Consider the following 23447-nt stretch of genomic DNA (forward strand, 5'->3'; position numbering starts at 1 on the left):
TCCAGTATCCTATTATAAATACATAGGCTCGTATTAATTGATTCCCCAACTGTTATAAAACTTGTAACATTTCTTCTTTCCTAACGATAGAAATCCTGAATTTTTCCCACAACTCTTGAAACTTTAAAAGGTTTGAACTATAGAGTAGTCTTCTGCGTAGACACCCTTGGAGGCAACGCAGAATGGAGCAATCGCTAATTCTTAAAGCGCATATCTTCATATTCATATAAAAACTACTATTAGTTTTAATGAATCTCCAATCATGTACAAAGGACCTAAATCATGAGCAAAAGCTATACTCTTAAGGCCGAAATACGCGAGCGGGTTGGTAAGGGGTCCTCCCGTGAACTACGCCGCAACGGTCTCATTCCAGCTGTCATCTATGGTGACAAACAACCGCCTTTGGCAATTGCAGTTCCCTATAAAGAAATTTTTTACAAAATTCACGCCGGGGGATTTCGTACAACAACTGCTACAATTGTTGTTGGTCAAAAGAAAATTCGGGTTCTTGCAAAAGATTATCAACTCGATCCAGTCCGTGACTTCCCCATGCATGTGGATTTTTTGCGTATTTCAGCGGAATCCGTTGTGGAAGTAAGTATTCCTGTACACTTTCTTAACGAAAATATTGCTCCTGGTATTAAGCAAGGGGGTGTTTTAAATATTGTTCGCCATGAAATTGAATGTACTGCTCCAGCAAATGCGATTCCTCAAGCAATTGAAATTGATCTTTCTGAATGCTCTATTGGTGACTCTATCCATATTTCAGCAGTAAAACTCCCAGAAGGTGTTACACCAGTAATTCAAGATAGAGATTTCACTATCGCAACCATTGCAGCTCCTGCTGACTTAGAGAGTAGTGATGCAACCTCAAAACAAGACAGTATCGAAAACGATACAAAATCTTAGTAAACTTAAGATGACGGGAAGAAATTCCCGCCATTACTTAAATATTTTTAAACATATAACATTTACTAAAGGCACATAATGTGGCTTATTGTTGGTCTTGGCAATCCTGGTTCGCATTACCAAAATAACCGTCATAATATTGGTTTTATGGCAATCGATGCTATTTACCAATCTTTTCCTTTTTCTCCGTGGTCAAAAAAATTCCAATCCGAAATCTCTAATGGATTTATAAATGAGAAAAAAACCCTTCTCATAAAACCTCAAACTTTTATGAATTGTTCTGGACAAGCTATTGGTGAAATTTTGAGGTTTTATAAATTAGAGTCAAAAAACTTGATTGTTATTTATGATGAATTGGATCTACAGCCTGGAAAAGTGCGTGTAAAAATTGGTGGAGGCAGTAATGGGCATAACGGTATAAAATCCATCGATTCTCATTGCAGCACTGATTATTGCCGTGTCCGACTCGGGATCGGACATCCTGGTTCTAAAGATCTTGTCACTCAACATGTTTTAGGAAATTTTACAAAATCTGACCAACAATGGCTACTCCCTCTATTAGATACGCTTGCAAAAAATATTACTCTTCTCATAAACGGCAATAGCAGTTCATTTTTGGATAAAATATCGCAAACAATGAAAAACAAAAAACTGCAATAACCAACTACCTCCTGACAACATCTTAAAGACATAATTTTTGCACAGTTTCTTTTTTAAAGAAAATAAATCAATAGTAAGAAAAAATTACAAAATAAAATTATCCTTTTGAATAGATAGTTGATAAGAGTGGATCACTAGAGCTTGATTGTTGATTCAACGTGCTAGATGTATTTTCGTGATTTTGTAATACAACGACGCGCGCTCCAATAGGAACACGATCATAAAGATCAATGATATCTTGATTGAGTAAACGGATACACCCGCTTGAAACAGCTTGACCAATGGACCAAGCTTCATTTGAACCGTGAATGCGAAAGAGTGTATCTTGTCCATTTTTATAAAGATAAAGTGCCCGTGCCCCTAGTGGATTTTCAGGTCCTGGCGGCATTCCTTTTCCTAAATGTCCATAACGTTCTGGTTCTCGCTTCATCATTGCCTGAGTTGGAACCCAGCTAGGCCAATGACGCTTACGCTGTATAATGCCCTCACCTTCAAATTCTAACCCTTCCTTACCAACACCAATACCATAACGCATAGCTTTTCCATCTTCACCAATGAGGTAGAGGAAACGTTTCTGAGTATCTATAACCAATGTACCAGGGGGATAAGATGTATGATAAATGACTTCCTGACGCCAAAATTTGGGATCAATTGTGGAAAGATCCGCAGCCGGTAATGGATAAGGTTCATTGATCACAGGTCCATACAAGTCCTGCATTTCTGCTGGAACATACCAATGTTGCTGATAAGGAATATCTGACATATCTAATGGTGGATTCGTAACACATGCAGCTAAAGCTAAAGGAGTTAGCATAAAAAAAATACGACGAGACAATATTCTCATATTTTCCCCGATTAATTCATCATAAAAATCTGTATATTAAGAAAAGTTTTATAAGTTGTTAACAATTAAGTTAAAATTTTACCATGATTAAGATAAAAAGTATTTAGAATATGGCGATAAAAAGTTAACTATTTCTTAGCATAACTTTTTTTGTGTTTTTGCCGCAACTAGAAACTATAACTTTTTTAAAATATGTTATAAAAAAAAACATTATCTCAACCATAAAAGAAATAGAAAAGAAGACAGCTCATGGGTTTAAAGTGTGGTATTGTTGGCTTACCTAATGTTGGTAAATCAACCCTTTTTAATGCGTTAACAAAAACAGCCACAGCGCAAGCTGCTAACTATCCTTTTTGTACAATTGAACCCAATACTGGCGAAGTTGCTGTTCCAGATTTACGTATGGAAAAAATCGCATCAATCGCTGGTTCAAAAGAGATTATCCCCACACGCATTAATTTTGTTGATATTGCAGGACTCGTACGTGGTGCTTCAAAAGGTGAAGGTTTAGGTAATAAATTTTTAGCCAATATTCGTGAAGTTGATGCTATTCTTCATGTTTTACGCTGTTTTGAAAATGAAGATATTACTCACGTAGAAGGACGTATTGATCCTGTTTCTGATGCCACAACTGTTGAAACAGAACTTATGCTCGCAGATCTTGAAAGTCTTGAGCGAAGAATCACACAAATTCGTAAACGCGCAACTGGAAAAGATAAAGAAGCACTAGCAATTCTTCCCGTAATGGAAGCAGCATTAAATCTGCTACAAAAAGGAAGTCCTGTTCGGTTATTGCTCAAAGATATCTCTCCTGATGAACGCTATATCCTAGATAGTTTGAATCTTTTAACCTCTAAACCTGTGCTCTATGTTTGCAATGTAAATGAAAATGATGCTACGCATGGAAATAACCTGACCAAAATGGTTGAGAAAATGGCAATAGAGCAAAATGCTCAAAGCATTATCATTTCTGCTGCTATAGAAGCTGAAATTGCTCAACTAAGTGACGAAGAAGCCACAGAATATCTTAATGCCTTAGAACTCTTTGAACCGGGGCTAAACAGGCTTATTCGTGCAGGATACCATTTGTTAGACTTAATTACTTACTTTACATGTGGACCTAAAGAAACACGAGCATGGACAATTGTGCGTGGCACCAAGGCACCCCAAGCAGCTGGTGTTATCCACTCAGATTTTGAACGCGGCTTTATTCGTGCACAAACCATCAGCTATGATGATTATATTGCTTTAGGTGGAGAAAACAGCGCAAAAGAAGCCGGAAAAGTCCGCGATGAAGGCAAAGAGTACATCGTACAAGACGGTGATATCATGTTGTTTAAACATAATGTCTAATGTTCACTTTATTTGAATCTTTGATCTTAAAGAAAATGAAACAGTCTCACATATAAAATTATTATCAAACCTTCAACAGAGGTTTTAACAGAGGTTTTGCGCAAAAAACAGTTGCCATCATACCGTCTTATGATAGCGACTGTTCTATTTGTAGAGAATTAAAACACAAAATCAGCGTGCCCAACGTCCTTCATATTTAAATGTTGGAGCTGCCTTTAAAGAATCTTTTGTCGCATTCGTAGTAAGTTTCCACTTACCATAGTCATTCGTCATCTGAATTGTTTCTGGATCAACGACCACATAACTTTCTCCTATACCAAGGAAACCACCAACACCAATAACAAATCCTGCAATGTTATTTTCACGCAAAATAATATCTTTTACTTCACCAATGTGTTCATTTTCTATGTTATATACCTTTGCACCAATAAGGCTTGAAGCAACAAAATCAGTTGCTAAAGGTGTAATATAATGTGCAGACATAGCCGAAGTAACCTGTACAACACCACTTGCAGTAATTACTTCAGGTTCAGAAAAAGCTGCGAAAGACTGAGTAGAAGCCATCACAGCTAACATAGTAGCAAATGCAATTTTCTTCATTTTATTAACATCTCCATTTTTATTTTATAAAACTTCAATGCGTTATCATCGGATTTGTTCCCTATGCTCTTTCTCGTATCAAGAACTCTTACTTTCTCTTCCTCGATCTTTTCTTATCCTAAAATTTTTTCTCTAGAGCCATAAATGCAAATCTATGACACATATTTTCCCTCATAATAACGAAACATAAGAGAATATAGAGATTGTTTTTTTACACATTTCTCTGCATAGATCATATGCCCATATCAAAAAAGAAAAAATGCCATATGCATAATGTTTACTTTTTTTAAATTTTACCTTTATTCTAAACAAATCTATTATAAAAAATGCCCAAATATCATTTGCAATGAAGCAAAAGTGAGACCTATAACTATTCGGCAAATTTTATACTCTCTAGCTATCTTCTGATATCCTGTTTCTAAAACTGTTATCACCTAGACTATCAAGTCATATAAGAAAGGAAAGAAACAGAACACATATTGCATGCATACACGCTATCAATGACAAATTTGAAAGATAAGCGCATCATCAAATTTTTTGCATAAATAAAACAGAGTTAAGAAACACTCTGTTATAGGAAACCAGCGCGTTTTAAAAACTTTTCTTATTTTCCCACATTATATCGGTGGAAAAAGCTTTAATCTGCATTTAAATTACAACAAAATACCTTCAAATTACGAAAAAATGCGTATTTTATAGTTCACAATAACTAGAATAAATTTTTTTATAAAAAGCTTCATTTCATATTGTCATCATACTTTATGCGGAAATCAGCTATAAAATCTTCATATAATTTTTATTCTTCAATGCTTAGAAGATCATTCTATGTCATTAAATATCTAAACTTTTTTACGTCCTGCAAAATTTTTATGTATAAGAAAGGAAGGGATTTTCTTTTAAAGTTTAAAAGAAAGGACAGACAAGTACAAAAATTATATGTTTCAAAATCATATTTCCAAAATAGTCGATACAGCTCCTTTACTCATTATAAAGAAAAAACCATAATATACAGCACATGACACTTCACATTGCTCTTTTTCAACCTGATATTGCTGGCAATACCGGAACAATTTTACGCCTCAGTGCTTGTTTCGGTCTACATGTGCACATTATTGAGCCTGCTGGCTTTAATCTGTCGGATCGCAACCTTAAGCGAGCTGGTATGGATTATCTCGAATATGTCTCACTGGAACGACATATTGATTGGCAACATTTTGTAACCGCAATGAAATATTTTAATCGTCGTCTTTTGCTTTTAAGTACAAAAGCAAACATGCATTATACAGATATGAATTATAAAAAAAATGATGTTTTGCTTTTTGGTCGTGAATCGGCAGGCGTTCCGGATTATGTCTGTAAAGATGTTGATTGTGCATTAAAAATTCCCATGCAACCCCATGCACGCTCTCTTAATATTGCAATGAGCGTAGCCCTAACAACAGGAGAAGCACTGCGCCAAATTGGATATAATGAAAAAATATAAAACTCTCCAACTATTAATATAAATATTCTTGTGCAATGTTCATGATAAGCAACTTTTAAAAAAGTGACACAGAACTATCGAAGCCACAATACACTAAAGTTTCATCTCATTTCTGTTATCAATACAAGTAATATTATAAGTTAATTTTTTTCAATAATTCATTGCGATCTATTAAAAATCCGCTTTCAATCCATATTTTTTCCAGCTCTTTAAGCTTTTGCCCTATAAACACGCCTTTCTCCAAACCTTTTTTTATCAAATCCTTACCATTGATAGGAAAAGTTGGAATCTGCCATTTTTGAGCAAGCTGATAAAGTTTTATATAACCTTCTGCTTCTTGCAAAGCCTTGCTTTTTTCCTGCGCATCATCATGCGCGGAAGCTATAGATAAAGATAATTGATCTAAAACTGGTTGTCGGCCATGTAAATAAATCAGTTTTTGCACAAAATTATCTGAACTGCCTTGGCTAATCTTTTCCAATTCGGCCCATTTTTTTAATCGCATCGCTTCTTTATTAGATAAACGCAAACGATGTACCATTTCATCAAGGCGTATGGGATCAGGAGGAAGAATACTCTTTAGCCGCAACAATGGATCCGCTTTCCACCCAAGAGCCTGTTCTACTTTAACAAGTGAATGGATTGCATCAATGCCCCATTTTTCTGTCTCTGGTAAAATGAGGGTCAAAATCCCACTTTGGCGCATCCATAAAAGAGCGCGTGTTGGATCAGAAGCAGCGAGCAGTTTTTTCATTTCCCCCCAAATACGTTCAGATGAAAGTTTTTTCAGACCGTGTTTGAAACGAACACACGCTTTTAATCCTTCTGCATCAGGTCTCCCTGCCCCATACCATGCAAAGAAACGAAAAAAGCGCAAAATACGCAAATAATCTTCGCAAATACGGTTTTCTGGAATACCAATGAACCGCACTGTGCAGTTAGCAATATCGTTTAAGCCCCCCACATAATCGTAAAGTTTACCAGCAGCATCACAATAAAGTGCATTAATAGTAAAATCACGTCGTTCAGCATCTTTTTCCCAATCACGACCAAACGCTACTTTTGCATGACGACCATCCGTTTCAACATCAGAGCGGAGTGTTGTAACCTCATAAGAACATGATTTAGAAACCACGGTCACTGTACCAAATGCAACACCTGTAGGAACAGTTTTAAATCCTGCTTCTTCCGCACGCGCTATGACCTGTTGTGGCAAACAGGTTGTCGCAATATCAATATCACTAATAGGTTGTCCTAGCAGTTGATTACGCACCGCTCCCCCCACGATACGCGCTTCTTCACTCTCTAAAGACAAGACATGAAGTAGTGTTTGGATGGAACTATTCTGTAACCAATCAACATGTTTAAAATTTGGTTTTATGCTCACCCTTTATCCCTTTAAACAAACCACAACACACTCTTAATAGCCTATTTAGACTGACATCCTTGTCAAGCAAACCCCTCATTATATCTCATTTTATAAAATACAAGCTAGATGCTCAAAAATAGGGTCTTTATCCGTACATAAAAGCAAAAAATATTATGCTTCTTTTCTCCTCATTTTCTGCTACAAATTATAGAATGTCCATTATTATGCAAAAAAATTATGCAAAAAATCATCAATTTTGCGATAAATGCCTTAAGGAAAAAACATGAGTCAAAGTGATACATTATCCAATTCTATTAAGAAGGCCAATATCAGTAATGAAGATCAAATAACGATTGATGATATTGACGAAGCACACAAACAATTGGATACCCTGCAACAAGAAATTGATAAAGTTATTTTTGGACAGGCTCACGTCATTGAATATGCTTTAACCGCTATTTTAGCTGGAGGTCATGCTCTTCTCGTTGGAGTTCCAGGGCTTGCAAAAACACGCCTTGTTGAAACATTGGGAACAGTACTAGGAATTAGCGAAAAACGCATTCAATTTACACCCGATTTAATGCCATCGGATATTATTGGCTCTGAAATTATGGATTTAGATGAAAACGGAAAACGTTCTTTTCGTTACATTCAAGGACCTATTTTTACCCAACTGCTCATGGCAGATGAAATTAATCGTGCCTCTCCACGCACACAATCAGCTCTTTTACAAGCTATGCAAGAATATCATGTCACCGTTGCAGGCACACATTATAAATTACCAAAACCTTTTCATGTACTTGCAACTCAAAATCCTCTGGAACAAGAAGGAACTTATCCACTTCCTGAAGCGCAATTGGATCGTTTTTTGATGCAAATCGATATTGACTACCCTGACTTAACAACAGAACGACGGATTATTTTAGAAACAACAGCAGAAAAATTACAAAACGCAAAACCAATTTTATCGACAAAAAAACTGCAAAAAATTCAAAAAATTGTGCGCAAAATGCCTATCTCCGAAAATGTTATAGAAGCCATCTTAAAGTTAGTTCGTTCAGCCCGCCCCCATAAAGATAATACCTTCGCAAGCACTTACATTGCTTGGGGTCCTGGTCCTCGGGCATCGCAAGCACTTTCACTTTGTGCGCGTGCACGTGCTCTTTATCATGGACGTTTAGCCCCCTCTCTTGATGATGTTAAACAACTGGCTCAACCCGTATTACAACACCGCATGGCGCTTAATTTTTCCGCACGCGCTGAAGATATAAGCATACAATATATTATCGAAAATCTTGTGAAAGATATCCTCTAATGGCTATTGGCAAAAAAGCTGTAAAAAAATCTCCATTGTCACTTGCTACCAAGTTGCATAAAGATGCAGCAAAAATGTCATATTTTCTTTTAAAAGCACGCTTTATCGCTAATACCTTGATAAAAGGAGGACATGGAAGACGTAAACGCGGTAACGGAGAGAATTTTTGGCAATTTCGTCCTTATGTTGAAGGAGAATCCATTACACGCATTGACTGGCGACGCTCAGCACGTGATGAACATACTTATCTACGTGAACACGAATGGGAAATGACACAAACAGTTTGGATTTGGCCTGATCAAAGCACTTCTATGCACTACTGTTCACGCTTTTCTGAAAACTCTAAGAGTGATCATGCCATTATTCTTGCCCTTGCATTAGCAACACTACTTGCACGAAGTGGCGAGCATGTAGCCCTCCCCAATTTAATGCCTCCTACGATAACATCTAATGTCGTAGAACGTATGGCGCTCGCTTTAACAAATTATCAAGCAGAAAATCCATTGCCAGATTTTTCAACTATCACGCGTTTTTCACATGTCATCATAATAAGTGATTTTCTCGATGCTCCTGAAAAGATTATTCAAGATTTTAAAATTTTATCTGCAAAACAGGTTACGGCTCATTTGATCGAGGTTGCAGATCCTGCAGAAACCGATTTTCCCTACACAGGGCATACAGAGTTTCTTGATCCTGAAACACAAGAAAAACGTATTTTGAAAAAAGCAGAAAACCTACGTGAGCAATATTGCAAACTATATAACGCAAGACGAAAAGAATTAGAAAATTTTTGTATCCGCCAAGGCTGGACCTATCAAGTAAGTACAACCGATCAGTCCTTAACAAAAACTATTTTACAACTTATAAATAACATGAGCGGTTCTTCCTCTTCCGCAAGGAGGTCACTTTGAGTTTTGGTGCTCCCCTGCTTCTATTAGGGCTTTTATTCCTACCAGCCATTTGGTGGTTTCTAAGAGTCATGCCTCCTGCTCCACGTAAAGAGCTTTTCCCCCCTTTACGCTTTTTGCCTAAACCAACAAATCAGCAAGAATCCGCCAACCATGCACCTTGGTGGTTACTATTGTTACGCTTAACTATGGCAGCGCTCGTTATTATCGCTTTGGCACAGCCTACTTGGAATCAAAAACCCATTGTACTCTCTGGACCTCAACCTCTTGCACTCATCATCGATAATGGTTGGGCGTCTGCAAAAGAATGGAAAAAACGTATTGCTGTTGCTAAAACCATCCTGACACAAGCAGAAAAGCACAAAAAAAATGTTTATTTTCTCGTTACTGCTGAAAATGATATTTCCAATATTGACCCTTTACCTGCAGAAGCTGTAAAACAGAATTTAATGCATTTGCAACCTCAACCTTTGCCGGTCAACCGTGTACAAGCATTTAAAAAACTTATTGAAGCGACAAAAGGACAACTGCTTGATATTGCTTATTTAAGTGATGGATTACAAACAAACGAAGATGATCAGGCTTTTGCCCTGATTAAACAATTAAAATCTAAAACATTTTTGTGGTACTCAACTGATATTTCTGATCTAATTGGCATAACAGCCTTAAATAATCAAAATGGAAATATAACAGCGCACATCATTCGTGCAACCTCACACGGTGAAGATGCAATCAGGTTGAACCTTTATGATTTAAATAATCAGTTCCTTGGAAGTTTTACAAACAACTTTATTGAAGGAGAAACAACAGCTGTTGTACCTTTTAATTTACCCCTTGAATTACGCAATGATATAGCATCAATAAAAATTGAAAACCACGCTTATGCCGCAGCAACCTTCCTAGTTGGTAGCCGTTATCGCGTAAACCGTGTTGCCCTTTTATCACCAAATATCAATGAAATGGCACAGCCCCTGCTTTCACCTTTTTATTATATTATAAAAGCATTGCAAGGTCACACACAGCTTATAACAGCAGGAGGAAGAGAACTTTCAGCTGATATTGATCACTTACTTCAACAAAACCCTTCTGTTTTTATTATGGGTGACGTTGTCAATATGTCACAAACAGCAGAACAAAAGCTATCTGATTTCGTGAATAACGGGGGAACACTCATCCGCTTTGCGGGAGACAATTTGAGTGCTACAGAACATCATGATAGCCTACTCCCAGTGCCACTGCGTCCTGGCAAACGTCTGCTGGGGAGTGCTATGTCTTGGGCTCAGCCACAAAAACTTGCACCTTTTGCAAAAAATAGTATCTTCTTTGGTTTTCCTTTTCCCGAAGACGTTACAGTTTCACGCCAAATCTTAGCAGAACCAAGCTCAGATCTTTTTGAAAAAACATGGCTCAGTCTTGCAGATGGAACACCTCTGATCACAGCAGCAGGTCGTGGCAAAGGCACCCTCATACTTATTCATATTATGCCTGACATCACATGGTCAAATCTCCCACTTTCTGGTTTTTTTGCACAAATGTTGCAAAAATTAATAACGATCAGCCCTTATGAAAACAAAAAACAAACACAAGTGAACACTACAGTTGCACAGCGTCCTTGGCAAACGCTGAGTGGTGATGGTCAGCTGCAAACACCACCATCTTACGTTCTTCCCCTTGTTATTGATGCACAAAGCTCTCCTTTGCCTTCTTATCATACCCCACCTGGATTTTACGGCTTAAAAAACGATCTTTACGCTCTTAATCTCTTGAATCATTCAGCACATTTAATAAAACAATCGCCATTACCAAGCTCCTTAAGTACGAGTCCCCTCTCTTATGACACAAAAGAAAAACATCTTATTGGACCACTGCTAGGATTAGCCATCTTATTATTTGCTCTTGATAATTTTTTAGTTTTATGGATGGGAGGCTCTTTTTTTCTTCGTCAACGAAGCAATGTATTTCTCTTTTTTCCCTTCATAATAGGTTTCTTCATCTTGTTCTCACATGTGCCAATCATTCATGCACAGGAAACAAAAAATGATGATGACGCCCTAGTTCAAGCAGCGGGTGCTACGCATCTTGCTTACGTCGTGACCAACAATCATGAAATTGATATGACAAGTAAAAGCGGTCTGGAAGCTCTCAGCCAATTTATCGCAGAACGTACAATGCTCTCACCAGGATCTGTGGTAGCACTTGATCTTGATAAAGATGAACTTTCCTTCTATCCTCTCATTTATTGGCCCATCGATGCTAATAGTCCCCTACCAACACAAAAAAGTCTTGAAAAAATAAATAATTTTATGAAACATGGAGGAACCGTTTTATTTGATACGCGTGATCAAATAAACGCTAATCTTAGTCTGGAAGGGGATGCCACACCAGAAACACAAAAATTACGGACAATATTAAAAGGATTAAACATTCCAACTATTGAACCAGCATCCTCTGATCATGTTGTTGCGCGTTCCTTTTACATTATGCCAGATTTTCCCGGTCTCTACCGCGGTTCTCCTTTATGGGCTGAATCATCGTCAATGAATAAAAAAAATACACATTTCCTCACCACCGGTGATAACGTAAGTTCTCTCTTTATAACTGCTAATAATTTTGCTGGAGCTTGGGCATTAGATGAAAATGGTAAGTGGAAATATCCACTTATTTCCAATGACGCTATGCAACGTTTATGGGCATTTCGAGCAGGATTGAATATTGTTATTTATGTGCTCACAGGAAATTATAAAGCAGACCAAGTTCACGTTCCTGCACTATTAGAGCGTTTTAATAGAGAAAGAAGGCAATGATATCATTCCTAACTTTTCAGCCTTTTTTACCTTTTTCTTGGATTCTCTTATTAGGGGGGATATCTACTCTTTTTGTCATTATCGGTCTTATTCTGCAACGTAAAGGTTCTTTACTGCGCCTTATGGCATTAGCCTCACTGATCCTCGCTTTACTTAACCCGATGATTATAAAAGAACAACGCGAACCACTCAAAAGCACTGTTGGTGTTGTGATCGATCGCAGCCAAAGCCAAACATTTGGCACACGTGAAAGCGATAGCGAAAAAGCACTTGAGAAATTAACAGACACATTAGCCCATTATTCACAATTTGAACCACGCTTCATTGAAGCTGGAAAACTTAAAAATAATCAATATGCACCTACAACGAATTTGTTTCATGCTTTAACACAAGCTACATCTGATATACCACCATCTCGTTATGCAGGAACAATTTTAATTACCGATGGACAAGTGCATGACATTCCACCAATATCAGATCTTTACCATAAAGCGCCTATCAATGCTCTCATAACAGGAAAACCAGACGAATTTGATCGTCAAATTAAATTCATTTCTCCTCCACGTTTTGCCCTAATCAATAGACCACAAACGCTCTCTATTTTAATAGAAGATAAAGGACAATCTCAAAAGTTCTTGCCAGTACAAGCAAACATTACTGTGAGTGTTAATGGTCAAGAAGTTGGCCATTATTCTGTAACCCCAGGCGTCATTTTTCAAACTGAAATTACTCTTCCTCACACTGAAAAGAATATCATTCAAGTAAAAACCGATCCGCATAAAGGTGAATTAAGCTTTGAGAATAACCGCGCTACAACCGTTATTGAAGGTATAAGAGAAAATTTACGCGTTCTCCTCATTTCAGGAGCACCTTATAATGGTGAGCGTACATGGCGAGATCTTTTAAAAGGAGATTCGAATATTGATCTCGTTCACTTTACTATTTTGCGTCCTCCCGGAAAAGCCGATAATACGCCATTAAATCAATTGTCACTTGTGGTATTTCCTACAACAAAGTTATTTGTTGAAGATATCGATAATTTTGATCTCATTATCCTTGATGGATACCAACATTCCGCTGTTTTTCCATTAATTTATTATGACTATATCGCTCAATATGTAAAAAATGGTGGCGCACTGCTTATGGTAACGGGACCTGAATTTACCCAAAAACATTCGCTTGCCAAAACGCCTTTGATAAGTATTTTACCTGCATTACCAAATGGTGTTATTATTCAAAAACCTTTTCGCCCACAAATTACACGTGAAGGCGAACGTCATCCTGTTACGCGAGATCTTGCAACACCTACTTATCCAGCTACTCAGTGGGGAAAATGGCTACGGCAAATTGCAATTCAAAATGCAAATGAAGTTACTGCACTTATGAAAGGTGCAGATGAACAACCACTTTTACTGCTTTCTCATGTTGGTAAAGGGCGTGTAGGTATGTTGCTTTCTGACGAAAGTTGGCTTTGGGCACGAGGTTTTGAGGGGGGAGGTCCCTATGCAGCTCTTTATCGTCGAATTTTTCATTGGCTTATGAAAGAACCAGAGCTTGAAGAAGAAAAATTAAGTGCTACAAGTAACTACCCTCATCTCACTATTCGTCGCCAAACTCTTCAAGATCAACCAAATCCAGCCGAAGTCATCTTTCCTTCTGGAAAAAGAGAAACTATTGCTTTTACTAAAGAAAAAGAAGGTGTCTTTACAGCGACTGTTAATACTCATGAAATGGGGGTTTTTACCATCAAAAACGATGACCTTACAGTGCTTTCTTCCATGGGGGCACTTAATAATCTCGAATTGTTTGACTTAATTTCAACGGAGGAAAAATTAAAGCCTATTAGTAAACACACTGGCGGCCATATTGTGCGCTTACATGATGAAGGAAAAGAAGATATTCATCTTCCTCCCATCAAGTTGCTTCGATCAAAAACTGAACAGACTCCTCCTTTTGATCGTTCAATTGTTCTAAAAGATGCAACGGAAACCCGTTTAATCAATGTATCTTATTTTCCCATTTTTTCTGGTCTTTTTGCACTCATCACCTGTTTTTTCCTGTTGAGCAGTATGTGGCATCGTGAAAGCCATTCAAAATCTTGAAAATTTTCTTTACTAGACGCGTCCACTATTACCATGTGTAGAAAATTTTACACCGAAAATGAACATTGCTTGTATTATTCGTCTTTTAACAGTTTAAAAAATCAAGAAAAATACAAATTTCATAAAAGTTTTTCTGCATTTTTTATAAATTGCTTTTCATTAAGAAATCTCTTTTTTTTCCAGTATACAAGTATTGCTATACTTTTTTATTGCTTAAATTGTTTTCAGCGCTATGCTATTATCTATGTTTTATCTTGCTCATATATCAGATGTACATCTTTCCCCCTTACCACAACCTTCCTTGTTCGAGCTTTTGGGTAAACGTCTTACAGGTTATCTTAATTGGCAAAAAAAACGTAAAGGACAAATGGAAACAAATGTCTTAAAAATTTTAATAAATATCTTAAATCAGCAAAACCCTGATCATATTGTTATCTCTGGAGATTTAGTCAATCTTGCCTTAGATAAAGAATTTGAGCAAGCACATACTTGGTTGCTCAACCAAGGGAAACCTCAAAACATTTCATTAACATTTGGAAATCATGATGCTTACGTTCGTGGAGCCTTCCGAAAAGCATGTACACTCTTTCAACCTTGGATTAAAGGAGATTTTCCTCAACAACCTGATCTTCCTTTTCCTTATATGCGCATTCGCGATAATATCGCTATTATAGGAGCTTCTTCTGCTATTGCGACACCTCCTTTTCAGGCTTCTGGATATTTTGGTAAAAAGCAAGCGAAACTTTTATCGAAACTTCTCAATGAAGCTGCAGAACGCAACCTTTTTCGTGTCGTAATGATACATCATCCTCCCTTTCATCATGCAACTTATTGGCATAAAAAATTATGGGGGATAGGACGTTTTCTAGACGTTATAAAAAATCACGGCTGTGAGCTTATTCTTCACGGGCACACCCATCTGCCCACATTAAACACTATCGAAGGGAAAAAGAGAAAAGTTCCCATTGTTGGAGTTTCTTCCGCATCGCAAGCTTTTGGTAACAAAAAACCTCCCGCTGGTTTTAACTTATTTGCTATTGAGCAGTCTCATCATCAATGGCATTGCCAGTTACAGCGTTATAATATTATCAATCAAAACAATGAAATAGCATGTACCGAAACAATTGATCTTTAACGCTGGACTCGTTCCCCAAAAAATATCTTTAAAATAGTTGACAAAAAATCTTTATATAAAAGGAATAGCCGTTGTACCGGGAGGTAATTTAGCTTCATCTTCAGGTTCTACATGAATAGAGATACGTACATTGTCAAACTCTTCTTCAAGTACGCTTTCAATTTTATTACAAATCTGATGTGCTTCTCCTACTTGCATTATAGCTGGCACAACCAAATGAAACTCTATAAAAGTGACTCTGCCAGCAACACGCGTACGTAAATCATGTACTTCAAGCGCACCATGTGCATTTGCGGAAATCAGATCACGAATCCTTATGGTTTCGCTTAACTCAACGCCAACGTCCATTAACCCTTGAACAGCATTGTTAATTACCTTTCCTCCCTGAAAAAGAATATTAACAGCAACAATGACTGCTAAAATGGGATCTAGAATAGCCCAGTCCCCTATAAAAGCAGCAATCAGACCAACTAAAATACCAAGTGAAGTAAAAAAATCCGTTATGAAATGCACTCCATCAGCCTTAAGAGCTGGTGAGCGATAGATTTTTCCTTGCTTAATGAGAATCCAACCCCATACGTAATTTATAACACTTGCAGAAATATGAATAACGAGCCATATTCCAGGTTTTTGCAATAATTCAGCAGTCGAGAGAGCTAACCATGCTTCTCTTAAAATCATCATTGCCGCAACGATAATCAATATCCCTTCAAGAATAGCAGAGAAATACTCTGCTTTATAATGCCCAAAAGGATGGTCTTGATCTGCCGGCTTCATACTTACTTTAATAGCCAACCACGTTGCTAATGCTGCAAGCATATTTACAATTGATTCTAACGCATCAGAATAAAGTGCAACCGAACCAGTGATATAATATGCCCAATATTTCAAAGCAAAAACAACACAAGTAACAAAAATAGAATAAAGAGTTAAGCTTTGTATATTGATTTTTGCCTTCATAACCGCACGCACTCTTTTTAAAACCGGATAGTCATAACACTTTTAATTATATATCCATGATGTTCTGACATCTTCTTCATATTTACTTAAAACAACAGAAACTTTAAATACAATCAGACGGTTTCATCCCTCTCTCTATTGTCATTTTAAAAAACGTCATTACCATAGCGTGATAAATCTCATAACGTAGATATTCTTAAAAAAAACAAGCAATCCCTAAGAAAATTATCTATTCTTTTTTCATATTTTTATTGTCATGAAAATACACGGCGCTCACACATCAACTCTCAATCTTTTTGATAAAGAATACAACCATAAATGTAATCGCGAAAAGCACGAAAAGTCTTTTCTGCATTTTATCGCAACAACACCCTTATATTCAAATATTATAAAAGCTAAAACTTTGAAATTATTAACAGGAATAAAAACGGAACAAAATTCAAAAAAGAATCTGGGCATTGGGGAACCCAGATTCTTTTCCCTTAGCAAGTAAAGGCGCACAGGGCTTAGGAAATAGCGGGGACCTAAGACCCCGTGCCGGTACGAATACAATGTCTTGCACCGCACCTGGTATTTGCTACACTATACCTATGGTTGTATTATGTCAACAAGAATTCTACCATAAGTTAAAAATGGTAAATTTTTTCTTTCTTAAAAAAACAAGTCAATGATCTACATTCCGCAGCTTAGAAAAAATCTAGCAATTTAGAAAAAATAACGTTACAAGTCCCCCGATGAACTTGAATATCACAACAATCTACGAAGCTGATGATCCACGTCTGAAAGACTATCACAACATTCGTGAAAGAGATCTTGTTGGACGGCAACATCAATTTATTGCTGAAGGCAAAGTAATCTTATCAGCACTCTTGCATTCCAAAAGATTTTCTGCTCTCTCATTACTCACAGAAACAAAGCGTCTTCCTGGTCTTATGCCTATTTTAGAAGCAACACGGCCAACATGCCCCATTTACTGTGTTCCACAAAAAATTATGGATGATATTGCAGGCTTCCATGTTCATCGTGGTATACTTGGTATCGGTAGACGCAAAACGCTCCCATCATTGGAATTTTTTTTGCAAAATCTTCCAGAAAAAGCTTTAATTTTGGTTCTATGTGGTATTTCTAATCATGATAATATGGGAGCAATTTTTCGCAACGCAGCTGCTTTTGCCAGTGATGGCATTATTATCGATAAAACCTCTTGTGACCCTCTTTATCGCAAATCAATTAGAGTTTCTGCGGGTGCCGCTCTAAAAGTACCCTATACACAAGGCGCTGATATAACCAGCATTATAAAGGTGTTAAGTCATGCGAATTTTCACTTTTATGCGCTTTCCCCTTCTGGTTCACTTACCCTCAAGCAAGCAAAAGCAAAAAAGCAGATAGCTCTTATTTTGGGAACAGAAGGCAACGGCCTACCACTTCATGTTTTGCAACAGTCAGAAAGTCTGCGTATCCCTATGGCTTACGGCTTTGACAGTCTTAATGTTGCCACAGCATCCAGTCTCGCATTAGCACACTTTGCTGATCCTAATAAACTTTTCTAAAAGCGATAACACGCATAATTAAAAAAACGTTCTATGAGCACTATTGATTTTATTTAAGAAACTTTTGTTCTAAACTCGGAAGGAGGGGTCATTGTTGTTTCTAAGTTACATAAAACACGCTGCAACATCATTTCAGCACCCGCCGCACGTTTTGAATGCGTAACAAATCCACCTCCCAAAACACGTGCGTCATTACTGTTTTCGTTGTAAAAAACACATGCCTGCCCTGGAGCCACACCACTTTCACGCTCCAACAAATCAACAGAAAAAATTCCATCTTTATAATGTAAGCGTGCCAGATGTGGAGGACGTGTTGAACGAACCTTGACAGCTACCTCAACACCACCGGAAGGAAAATTATCCAACGACTCATCACCAAGCCAATTTACATCACGCAAAAAAAGTTTATGCGTTTCTAACATTTCACGTGGACCAACAATGACACGCGCATTGTCCACGTCGAGATAAATGACATAAAGTGCTTCACCCGTCGCTACACCAATACCACGGCGTTGACCAACAGTATAATTAACAATTCCCGAATGTTTGCCCAAAATTTTTCCATCAATATGCACAATAAGCCCAGGATTTGCTGCTTCTGGCCGTAATTTTGTAATAACATCAGAATATTTTCCCTGCGGCACAAAACAAATATCTTGACTATCATGCTTATTGGCAACAACAAGCCCCATTTCTGCTGCTATTTCACGAACACGTGCTTTAGGCAGATTCCCGAGAGGGAAGCGCAAATAATCAATCTGCTCTTGTGTCGTCGCAAAAAGAAAGTAACTTTGATCACGCTCAGAATCAACAGGGCGAAAAAGTGCTCGATGTACACCATGAGAACGGCTACGAATATAATGACCTGTTGCTAAAGCATCTGCACCAAGTGCGCGTGCAGTTGCTAATAAATCAGCAAATTTGACAGTTTGGTTACACGCTACGCACGGCACTGGTGTTTCTCCGTGTGCATAACTTTCTGTAAAAGGATCAATCACAGCTTCACGAAATCGTCTCTCATAATCAAGCACATAATAAGGAATTTCTAACATCTCTGACACACGACGTGCGTCTTCAATATCTCGACCAGCGCAACATGCACCTACGCGATGTGTTGCAGCACCATGATCATAAAGCTGCAATGTAATTCCAACCACATTGTAACCTTCTTTTTTTAAAAGACCTGCAACAACTGATGAATCAACCCCACCAGACATTGCAACAACTATCCGAGAATCTTCAGGACGTCCCGGCAAATCAAGACTATTTAAAGACATAAATTCATTCTCTATTTTAAATGTGCACTATATTAGGTAATATTTTGTGATCGCTCTTCATCATCTTTTTATATTATTTTTTTATTCTTTCCACAACCAATAGCCTGATGCTGAAAAGCAGACGAAGATAAATAAATATAAAAAATATTTTTTTGCTCTTTTATTAAAAATTATATGAAAACATCACAATAGACTATTTCATTTTATACCATATCTTTTAGTTAGTGGATTATTTTATTCATTTTTTTCTATTTAAGTATAACGCGTTTAGCTTTTTTTAAAAGTTCATGTTTTATCAATTAAGTTAAATCCTCGAAAAGGTAGAAGGGTAGCATGACTGATTTGATAAAAACACAAATAAAATATGTTATTGGACCGGATGGAAGTCCACTCACAATTGCTGATCTCCCTCCGAAAACAACAAGACGCTGGGTGATTCGTCGCAAAGCTGAAGTTGTTGCAGCTATCAGAGGTGGATTGCTAAGTCTTGATGAGGCATGCCAACGCTATAGTTTGACTGTAGAAGAATTTCTTTCATGGCAGAGTTTAATCGACGAGCACGGTTTAGCTGGGTTGCGAACAACTAAAATCCAAAATTATAGGCACTAATTGCTATTAATTTTGGACAACAGCTTTAAAACGCTATCTAAAACAGCCACGACTTTACAAAGTTTGGCTGTTTTTTTTATTTTGATACATAAATTAAAAGAAATTCATCCTTAAATAACTGCTTTTACTATCTAGTCATAGAACGAGATTGTATCAAAACATTTTCATCATCTGCGGCTACTGCACATTTCCGCACTTTTAAAGGCTGTGCATTTTGCAACTCTGTATCGATTTCATGAAGAGCAATTTCAGCATCTGTTTTTCTAAGCTGCAAATCACGAATTGAATTTATAAGATTATCACGCCTTTGCCGTGCTGCACGTGCAAAAGCTGAATACGCGAAATGATGAATATCACTATTTCCAGACTTACGTTCTTCATTCGTAATTTGCTCGTCTAGCTCTAGCACCATTCTCTCAAATTCTGTGATCATCATTTCAAGCTGTGCAATCTCACGACGCTTCTCACGTACTTGAAACGTCTTTAATTGCACCAGACTTTTTCGTGACTTCATACTCATTACTCCTTGCTTGCGCCAACCCCACATTCGCATTCACATTATTACGCATGTTTTTAGTTGCATCTTTTAAGAAAAACAAACTATTATTTAGTGAAATTATAGCTTTCTTGACTTCTATTAAAGCATCTGCAAACATAAAATCTGCTTAAAAATAATAATCATGCTTTTACTTTTTGTCCCCACTATAAAATTTCACTTCCGTTATAAAATGAAGAAATTTAAAGCTCGGTAAACAAACACTATAATTAAATTGTCAAATATTATAATTTTTTTTTAAATCAGAAAATGCGTGAAGATGGTACAGAAAACTTACTGTATACAAAACAGTTTATTTTTTTAATAAATTTCAAAATATACGATTTTTAAAAAATAATTTTGTTAACCTCTTTTAAAAATAAAAATGTTTTGTTAACCACTATCGTACATAGTAAGAAGTTATCGTAAATTGGGAAGTTCAGTGGTGATTGTTACGCGTACTGCTGAAATATTTATGGACTCTTTGTAATAACTAAGTGTCTGTTTTTATGAATCATTTTTATAAACAGTGGTTTTATCCACTGTTATAAAACAAAACAGCTCCGCTTGATTCCAAAGGAGCGAAGTGAGGGATCTAAGATGCGCGTATTGTTAATTGAAGATGATAAAGCAACCACTCAAAGCATTGAGTTAATGCTGAAATCAGAAAATTTTAATGTTTATATCACAGATTTAGGTGAAGAAGGTGTCGATTTAGGTAAGCTTTATGATTATGATATTATCTTGCTTGACCTTAATTTACCTGATATGTCAGGTTACGATGTCTTAAAAACATTAAGATTAGCAAAAATAAAAACTCCTGTTCTTATTCTTTCTGGCATGGGAGCCATTGAAGATAAAGTGCGCGGTTTTGGCTTTGGTGCCGATGATTATATGACAAAGCCTTTCCACAAAGATGAATTAGTTGCACGTATTCATGCAGTTGTGCGTCGCTCTAAAGGTCATGCACAATCAGTTATTACTACTGGTGATCTTGTCGTTAATCTTGATGCGAAAACAGTCGAAGTTGCAGGACACCCTATTCATTTAACGGGTAAAGAGTATCAAATGCTAGAACTGTTATCTCTACGCAAAGGGACTACACTAACAAAAGAAATGTTTCTCAATCATCTCTATGGTGGAATGGACGAGCCAGAGCTAAAAATTATTGATGTATTCATTTGTAAATTGCGAAAAAAATTGGAAGCAGTATCTTCTGGTGCAAATTACATTGATACAGTTTGGGGACGCGGTTATGTCTTACGTGATCCAGTTGAGGAAAATGTACGCAAAACCGCTTAAAACGCAATGAAATACATATTGTAAAATCTCGGAGAGCGGGCCGGGATTTTTTTTATCCTCTATTAAAAAAACGAACAAAAAAGGTTTTCTATAAAAAACCTCTTCAGCCTAAGAGATTAAAAGATTTTCCCTCATTCCAATAAAATCTAAGATTCTTTTTCTCAGGTATAATGATATAATTTAAACTGTTTTACCTGAATCAAAAATTCTTCTCACTTTCTAAAATAACACAATTATCACTTACATCTATGTTGAGTTTCATCGCTGTCATCTCAATAAGTAAGAGCGTATAATAAAACTGAACTACATGAGCATCGATAAATTCTTCTTGTACTTTTCCGTGATATAATTCGAGGAAAGGAGAAGGAATACGTAAAGTTTTGCCGTGAATCTCTAATCGAAAAGTCTGTTTATTCTCATTTTGCAAAATTGTAACAATTATTTCACCACCACGCGAAACTGTTGCGTTTGCAATCAATAATAAATTAAGCAAAAGCTTCACTTCATCTTTGGGTAAGAGTAGCGCGGGAACTTGCCATTTTAAAACCGCTTTTTCTTCCTTCATATATTGCTCAGCAACTTTCTCAGCAGAGCGCGTATCTATTTGGGATCCAATAGTTCCTGAAAAACCAAAAGCTAATCGTGCAAATTGTAAACATGCAGAAGCACTTGCAACAGACCAACGTACCAATTGCAAAGCATCTTCCTCAGCTCCTCCTTCATCGTAGAGCTCCATTGCGTTTTGAATGGCACCAATGGGTGAAATCAAATCATGGCAAATTCGGCTACAAAGCATAGCGGCAAGATCTATAGACTTTAAAGAAACAGCTAACGTCATAATTATTGATCACTCCAGATTTTAAAATAATATCATTCTAAAGAAAAAGTCTTAATATCTCATACATACATGCAAATTTAACAAATGCGATAAATTTTTTAAAAATAAATTCAGCAATTTAAATAAGCTTGCATTTTATTTTTTATTTGAATCAAATAAAAATCTTAATATTATTTTTTTATATTATCTCTTTGTTTATAACTAATAAAAGGGAACATCTCATGACTCTCTCTCTCTTGTTGCGCTCATACAAAGGTGGCATATTTTTCATATTTCTTTTATTCATAACGATGAATACCGCATACTCTCAACCCTATATTCAACCTCATACCCATCCGCATATCCAATCTTATACCCAACCTCAGCAAACAGAACAAAATGGGCCACATTATTCTCTGCAAGAAATTATTGATTCTGGTCATATTTTTTTTGGAAAAACTGCAGGTAGTATAGCAGTTGCAATTGAAAACATCTTTTCGCAATATGGTTATCCCAATGCTTATATTTTAGGCGAAGAAGCTTCTGGCGCTTTTTTTGCAGGGTTAACCTATGGAGAAGGACAGCTTTTTACCAAACTTCATGGTCGGCATAAAGTTTTTTGGCAAGGTCCTTCTGTTGGATGGGATTTCGGTGGTCAAGGTTCACGCTTAATGATTTTAGTTTATGATCTTAAAAATATAAATAATTTGTGGGGACGCTATGGAGGTGTTTCAGGTTCGGCCTACTTAATTGCAGGAGTTGGTTTTCATGTTTTAAAACGGAAAAATGTCTTGTTAATTCCAATTCGTACAGGAATTGGTGCACGCCTTGGCATTAACGTCGGATATTTAAAATTAACATCAGCACCAACGTGGAATCCATTTTAAATGGAGCTTCATTTAAAGGGGGACACTT

Annotated in this window: 21 protein-coding genes; 13 read left to right on the top strand and 8 right to left on the bottom strand. The window is 36.8% G+C overall.

Annotated elements, in window-relative coordinates:
* Positions 1 to 282: 282 nt before the first annotated feature.
* Both V4P55_RS03925 and pth read left to right on the top strand, forming a co-directional pair.
* Positions 283 to 909, top strand: a complete 627-nt coding sequence (locus V4P55_RS03925) for a 50S ribosomal protein L25/general stress protein Ctc (RefSeq protein WP_455473822.1) — start codon at positions 283 to 285, stop codon at positions 907 to 909.
* Positions 910 to 987: 78 nt separating this feature from the next.
* Complete coding sequence (pth, locus tag V4P55_RS03930) at positions 988 to 1569, top strand: aminoacyl-tRNA hydrolase (protein ID WP_455473823.1); 582 nt, start codon at positions 988 to 990, stop codon at positions 1567 to 1569.
* A 97-nt stretch (positions 1570 to 1666) separates the two neighbouring features.
* Here the strand turns inward: pth and V4P55_RS03935 are convergent, their stop codons facing one another.
* Complete coding sequence (locus V4P55_RS03935; protein WP_455475036.1) at positions 1667 to 2407, bottom strand: L,D-transpeptidase; 741 nt, start codon at positions 2405 to 2407, stop codon at positions 1667 to 1669.
* Between the two features lie 255 nt (positions 2408 to 2662).
* On the opposite strand from V4P55_RS03935, the gene ychF reads away from it, so the two are divergent.
* Positions 2663 to 3766: a redox-regulated ATPase YchF gene (gene ychF, locus V4P55_RS03940; protein ID WP_455473824.1), complete on the top strand. Its 1104-nt coding sequence runs from the start codon at positions 2663 to 2665 to the stop codon at positions 3764 to 3766.
* Positions 3767 to 3937: 171 nt separating this feature from the next.
* On the opposite strand, the gene V4P55_RS03945 is transcribed toward ychF, so the two are convergent.
* Positions 3938 to 4366 carry a PRC-barrel domain-containing protein gene (locus V4P55_RS03945; RefSeq protein ID WP_455473825.1) on the bottom strand — a complete coding sequence of 143 codons (429 nt, stop codon included), beginning with the start codon at positions 4364 to 4366 and terminating at the stop codon, positions 3938 to 3940.
* Positions 4367 to 5381: 1015 nt separating this feature from the next.
* Between V4P55_RS03945 and V4P55_RS03950 the strand changes: the two genes are divergently transcribed.
* Entirely contained in the window at positions 5382 to 5849 is a 468-nt protein-coding gene (locus tag V4P55_RS03950) for a tRNA (cytidine(34)-2'-O)-methyltransferase (RefSeq protein WP_455473826.1), read from the top strand.
* A gap of 133 nt (positions 5850 to 5982) precedes the next feature.
* Here the strand turns inward: V4P55_RS03950 and V4P55_RS03955 are convergent, their stop codons facing one another.
* Positions 5983 to 7236: a CCA tRNA nucleotidyltransferase gene (locus tag V4P55_RS03955; protein WP_455473827.1), complete on the bottom strand. Its 1254-nt coding sequence runs from the start codon at positions 7234 to 7236 to the stop codon at positions 5983 to 5985.
* Between the two features lie 265 nt (positions 7237 to 7501).
* On the opposite strand from V4P55_RS03955, the gene V4P55_RS03960 reads away from it, so the two are divergent.
* The 5 genes from V4P55_RS03960 to V4P55_RS03980 all read left to right on the top strand — a co-directional run bounded on the left by V4P55_RS03960 (position 7502) and on the right by V4P55_RS03980 (position 15482).
* A complete protein-coding gene (locus V4P55_RS03960; RefSeq protein WP_455473828.1) occupies positions 7502 to 8533 on the top strand; it encodes an AAA family ATPase in 1032 nt (343 codons plus the stop codon).
* A complete protein-coding gene (locus V4P55_RS03965; protein ID WP_455473829.1) occupies positions 8533 to 9444 on the top strand; it encodes a DUF58 domain-containing protein in 912 nt (303 codons plus the stop codon). Before V4P55_RS03960 ends, V4P55_RS03965 begins: the two co-directional genes overlap by 1 nt.
* Positions 9441 to 12245, top strand: a complete 2805-nt coding sequence (locus V4P55_RS03970) for a DUF4159 domain-containing protein (protein WP_455473830.1) — start codon at positions 9441 to 9443, stop codon at positions 12243 to 12245. The genes V4P55_RS03965 and V4P55_RS03970 overlap by 4 nt, the downstream gene beginning before the upstream one ends.
* On the top strand, positions 12242 to 14347 hold the full coding sequence (locus tag V4P55_RS03975; RefSeq protein ID WP_455473831.1) for a glutamine amidotransferase: 2106 nt from the start codon (positions 12242 to 12244) through the stop codon (positions 14345 to 14347). The genes V4P55_RS03970 and V4P55_RS03975 overlap by 4 nt, the downstream gene beginning before the upstream one ends.
* A gap of 232 nt (positions 14348 to 14579) precedes the next feature.
* Positions 14580 to 15482, top strand: a complete 903-nt coding sequence (locus V4P55_RS03980) for a metallophosphoesterase family protein (protein WP_455473832.1) — start codon at positions 14580 to 14582, stop codon at positions 15480 to 15482.
* A 51-nt stretch (positions 15483 to 15533) separates the two neighbouring features.
* On the opposite strand, the gene V4P55_RS03985 is transcribed toward V4P55_RS03980, so the two are convergent.
* Complete coding sequence (locus tag V4P55_RS03985) at positions 15534 to 16442, bottom strand: cation diffusion facilitator family transporter (RefSeq protein ID WP_455473833.1); 909 nt, start codon at positions 16440 to 16442, stop codon at positions 15534 to 15536.
* A 734-nt stretch (positions 16443 to 17176) separates the two neighbouring features.
* Between V4P55_RS03985 and V4P55_RS03990 the strand changes: the two genes are divergently transcribed.
* On the top strand, positions 17177 to 17992 hold the full coding sequence (locus V4P55_RS03990) for a TrmH family RNA methyltransferase (protein ID WP_455473834.1): 816 nt from the start codon (positions 17177 to 17179) through the stop codon (positions 17990 to 17992).
* Positions 17993 to 18045: 53 nt separating this feature from the next.
* Here V4P55_RS03990 and mnmA read toward each other — a convergent pair whose 3' ends face one another.
* Positions 18046 to 19269: a tRNA 2-thiouridine(34) synthase MnmA gene (gene mnmA, locus V4P55_RS03995; RefSeq protein ID WP_455473835.1), complete on the bottom strand. Its 1224-nt coding sequence runs from the start codon at positions 19267 to 19269 to the stop codon at positions 18046 to 18048.
* A 333-nt stretch (positions 19270 to 19602) separates the two neighbouring features.
* Between mnmA and sciP the strand changes: the two genes are divergently transcribed.
* Complete coding sequence (sciP, locus tag V4P55_RS04000) at positions 19603 to 19878, top strand: CtrA inhibitor SciP (protein WP_455473836.1); 276 nt, start codon at positions 19603 to 19605, stop codon at positions 19876 to 19878.
* 127 nt (positions 19879 to 20005) lie between these two features.
* Here the strand turns inward: sciP and V4P55_RS04005 are convergent, their stop codons facing one another.
* On the bottom strand, positions 20006 to 20392 hold the full coding sequence (locus V4P55_RS04005) for a flagellar export protein FliJ (protein WP_455473837.1): 387 nt from the start codon (positions 20390 to 20392) through the stop codon (positions 20006 to 20008).
* The gene (locus V4P55_RS04010) at positions 20343 to 20534 is read right to left on the bottom strand and encodes a hypothetical protein (RefSeq protein ID WP_455473838.1); all 192 of its coding nucleotides are present in this window, start codon (positions 20532 to 20534) and stop codon (positions 20343 to 20345) included. The genes V4P55_RS04005 and V4P55_RS04010 overlap by 50 nt, the downstream gene beginning before the upstream one ends.
* Positions 20535 to 21013: 479 nt before the next feature.
* Between V4P55_RS04010 and ctrA the strand changes: the two genes are divergently transcribed.
* Complete coding sequence (gene ctrA / locus V4P55_RS04015) at positions 21014 to 21715, top strand: response regulator transcription factor CtrA (RefSeq protein ID WP_455473839.1); 702 nt, start codon at positions 21014 to 21016, stop codon at positions 21713 to 21715.
* A gap of 199 nt (positions 21716 to 21914) precedes the next feature.
* On the opposite strand, the gene chpT is transcribed toward ctrA, so the two are convergent.
* On the bottom strand, positions 21915 to 22553 hold the full coding sequence (chpT, locus tag V4P55_RS04020) for a histidine phosphotransferase ChpT (RefSeq protein ID WP_455473840.1): 639 nt from the start codon (positions 22551 to 22553) through the stop codon (positions 21915 to 21917).
* Positions 22554 to 22774: 221 nt separating this feature from the next.
* On the opposite strand from chpT, the gene V4P55_RS04025 reads away from it, so the two are divergent.
* Positions 22775 to 23419: a DUF1134 domain-containing protein gene (locus tag V4P55_RS04025; protein ID WP_455473841.1), complete on the top strand. Its 645-nt coding sequence runs from the start codon at positions 22775 to 22777 to the stop codon at positions 23417 to 23419.
* The last annotated feature ends 28 nt before the right edge of the window (positions 23420 to 23447 follow it).

This window comes from Bartonella sp. B30(2025) (assembly GCF_053793825.1).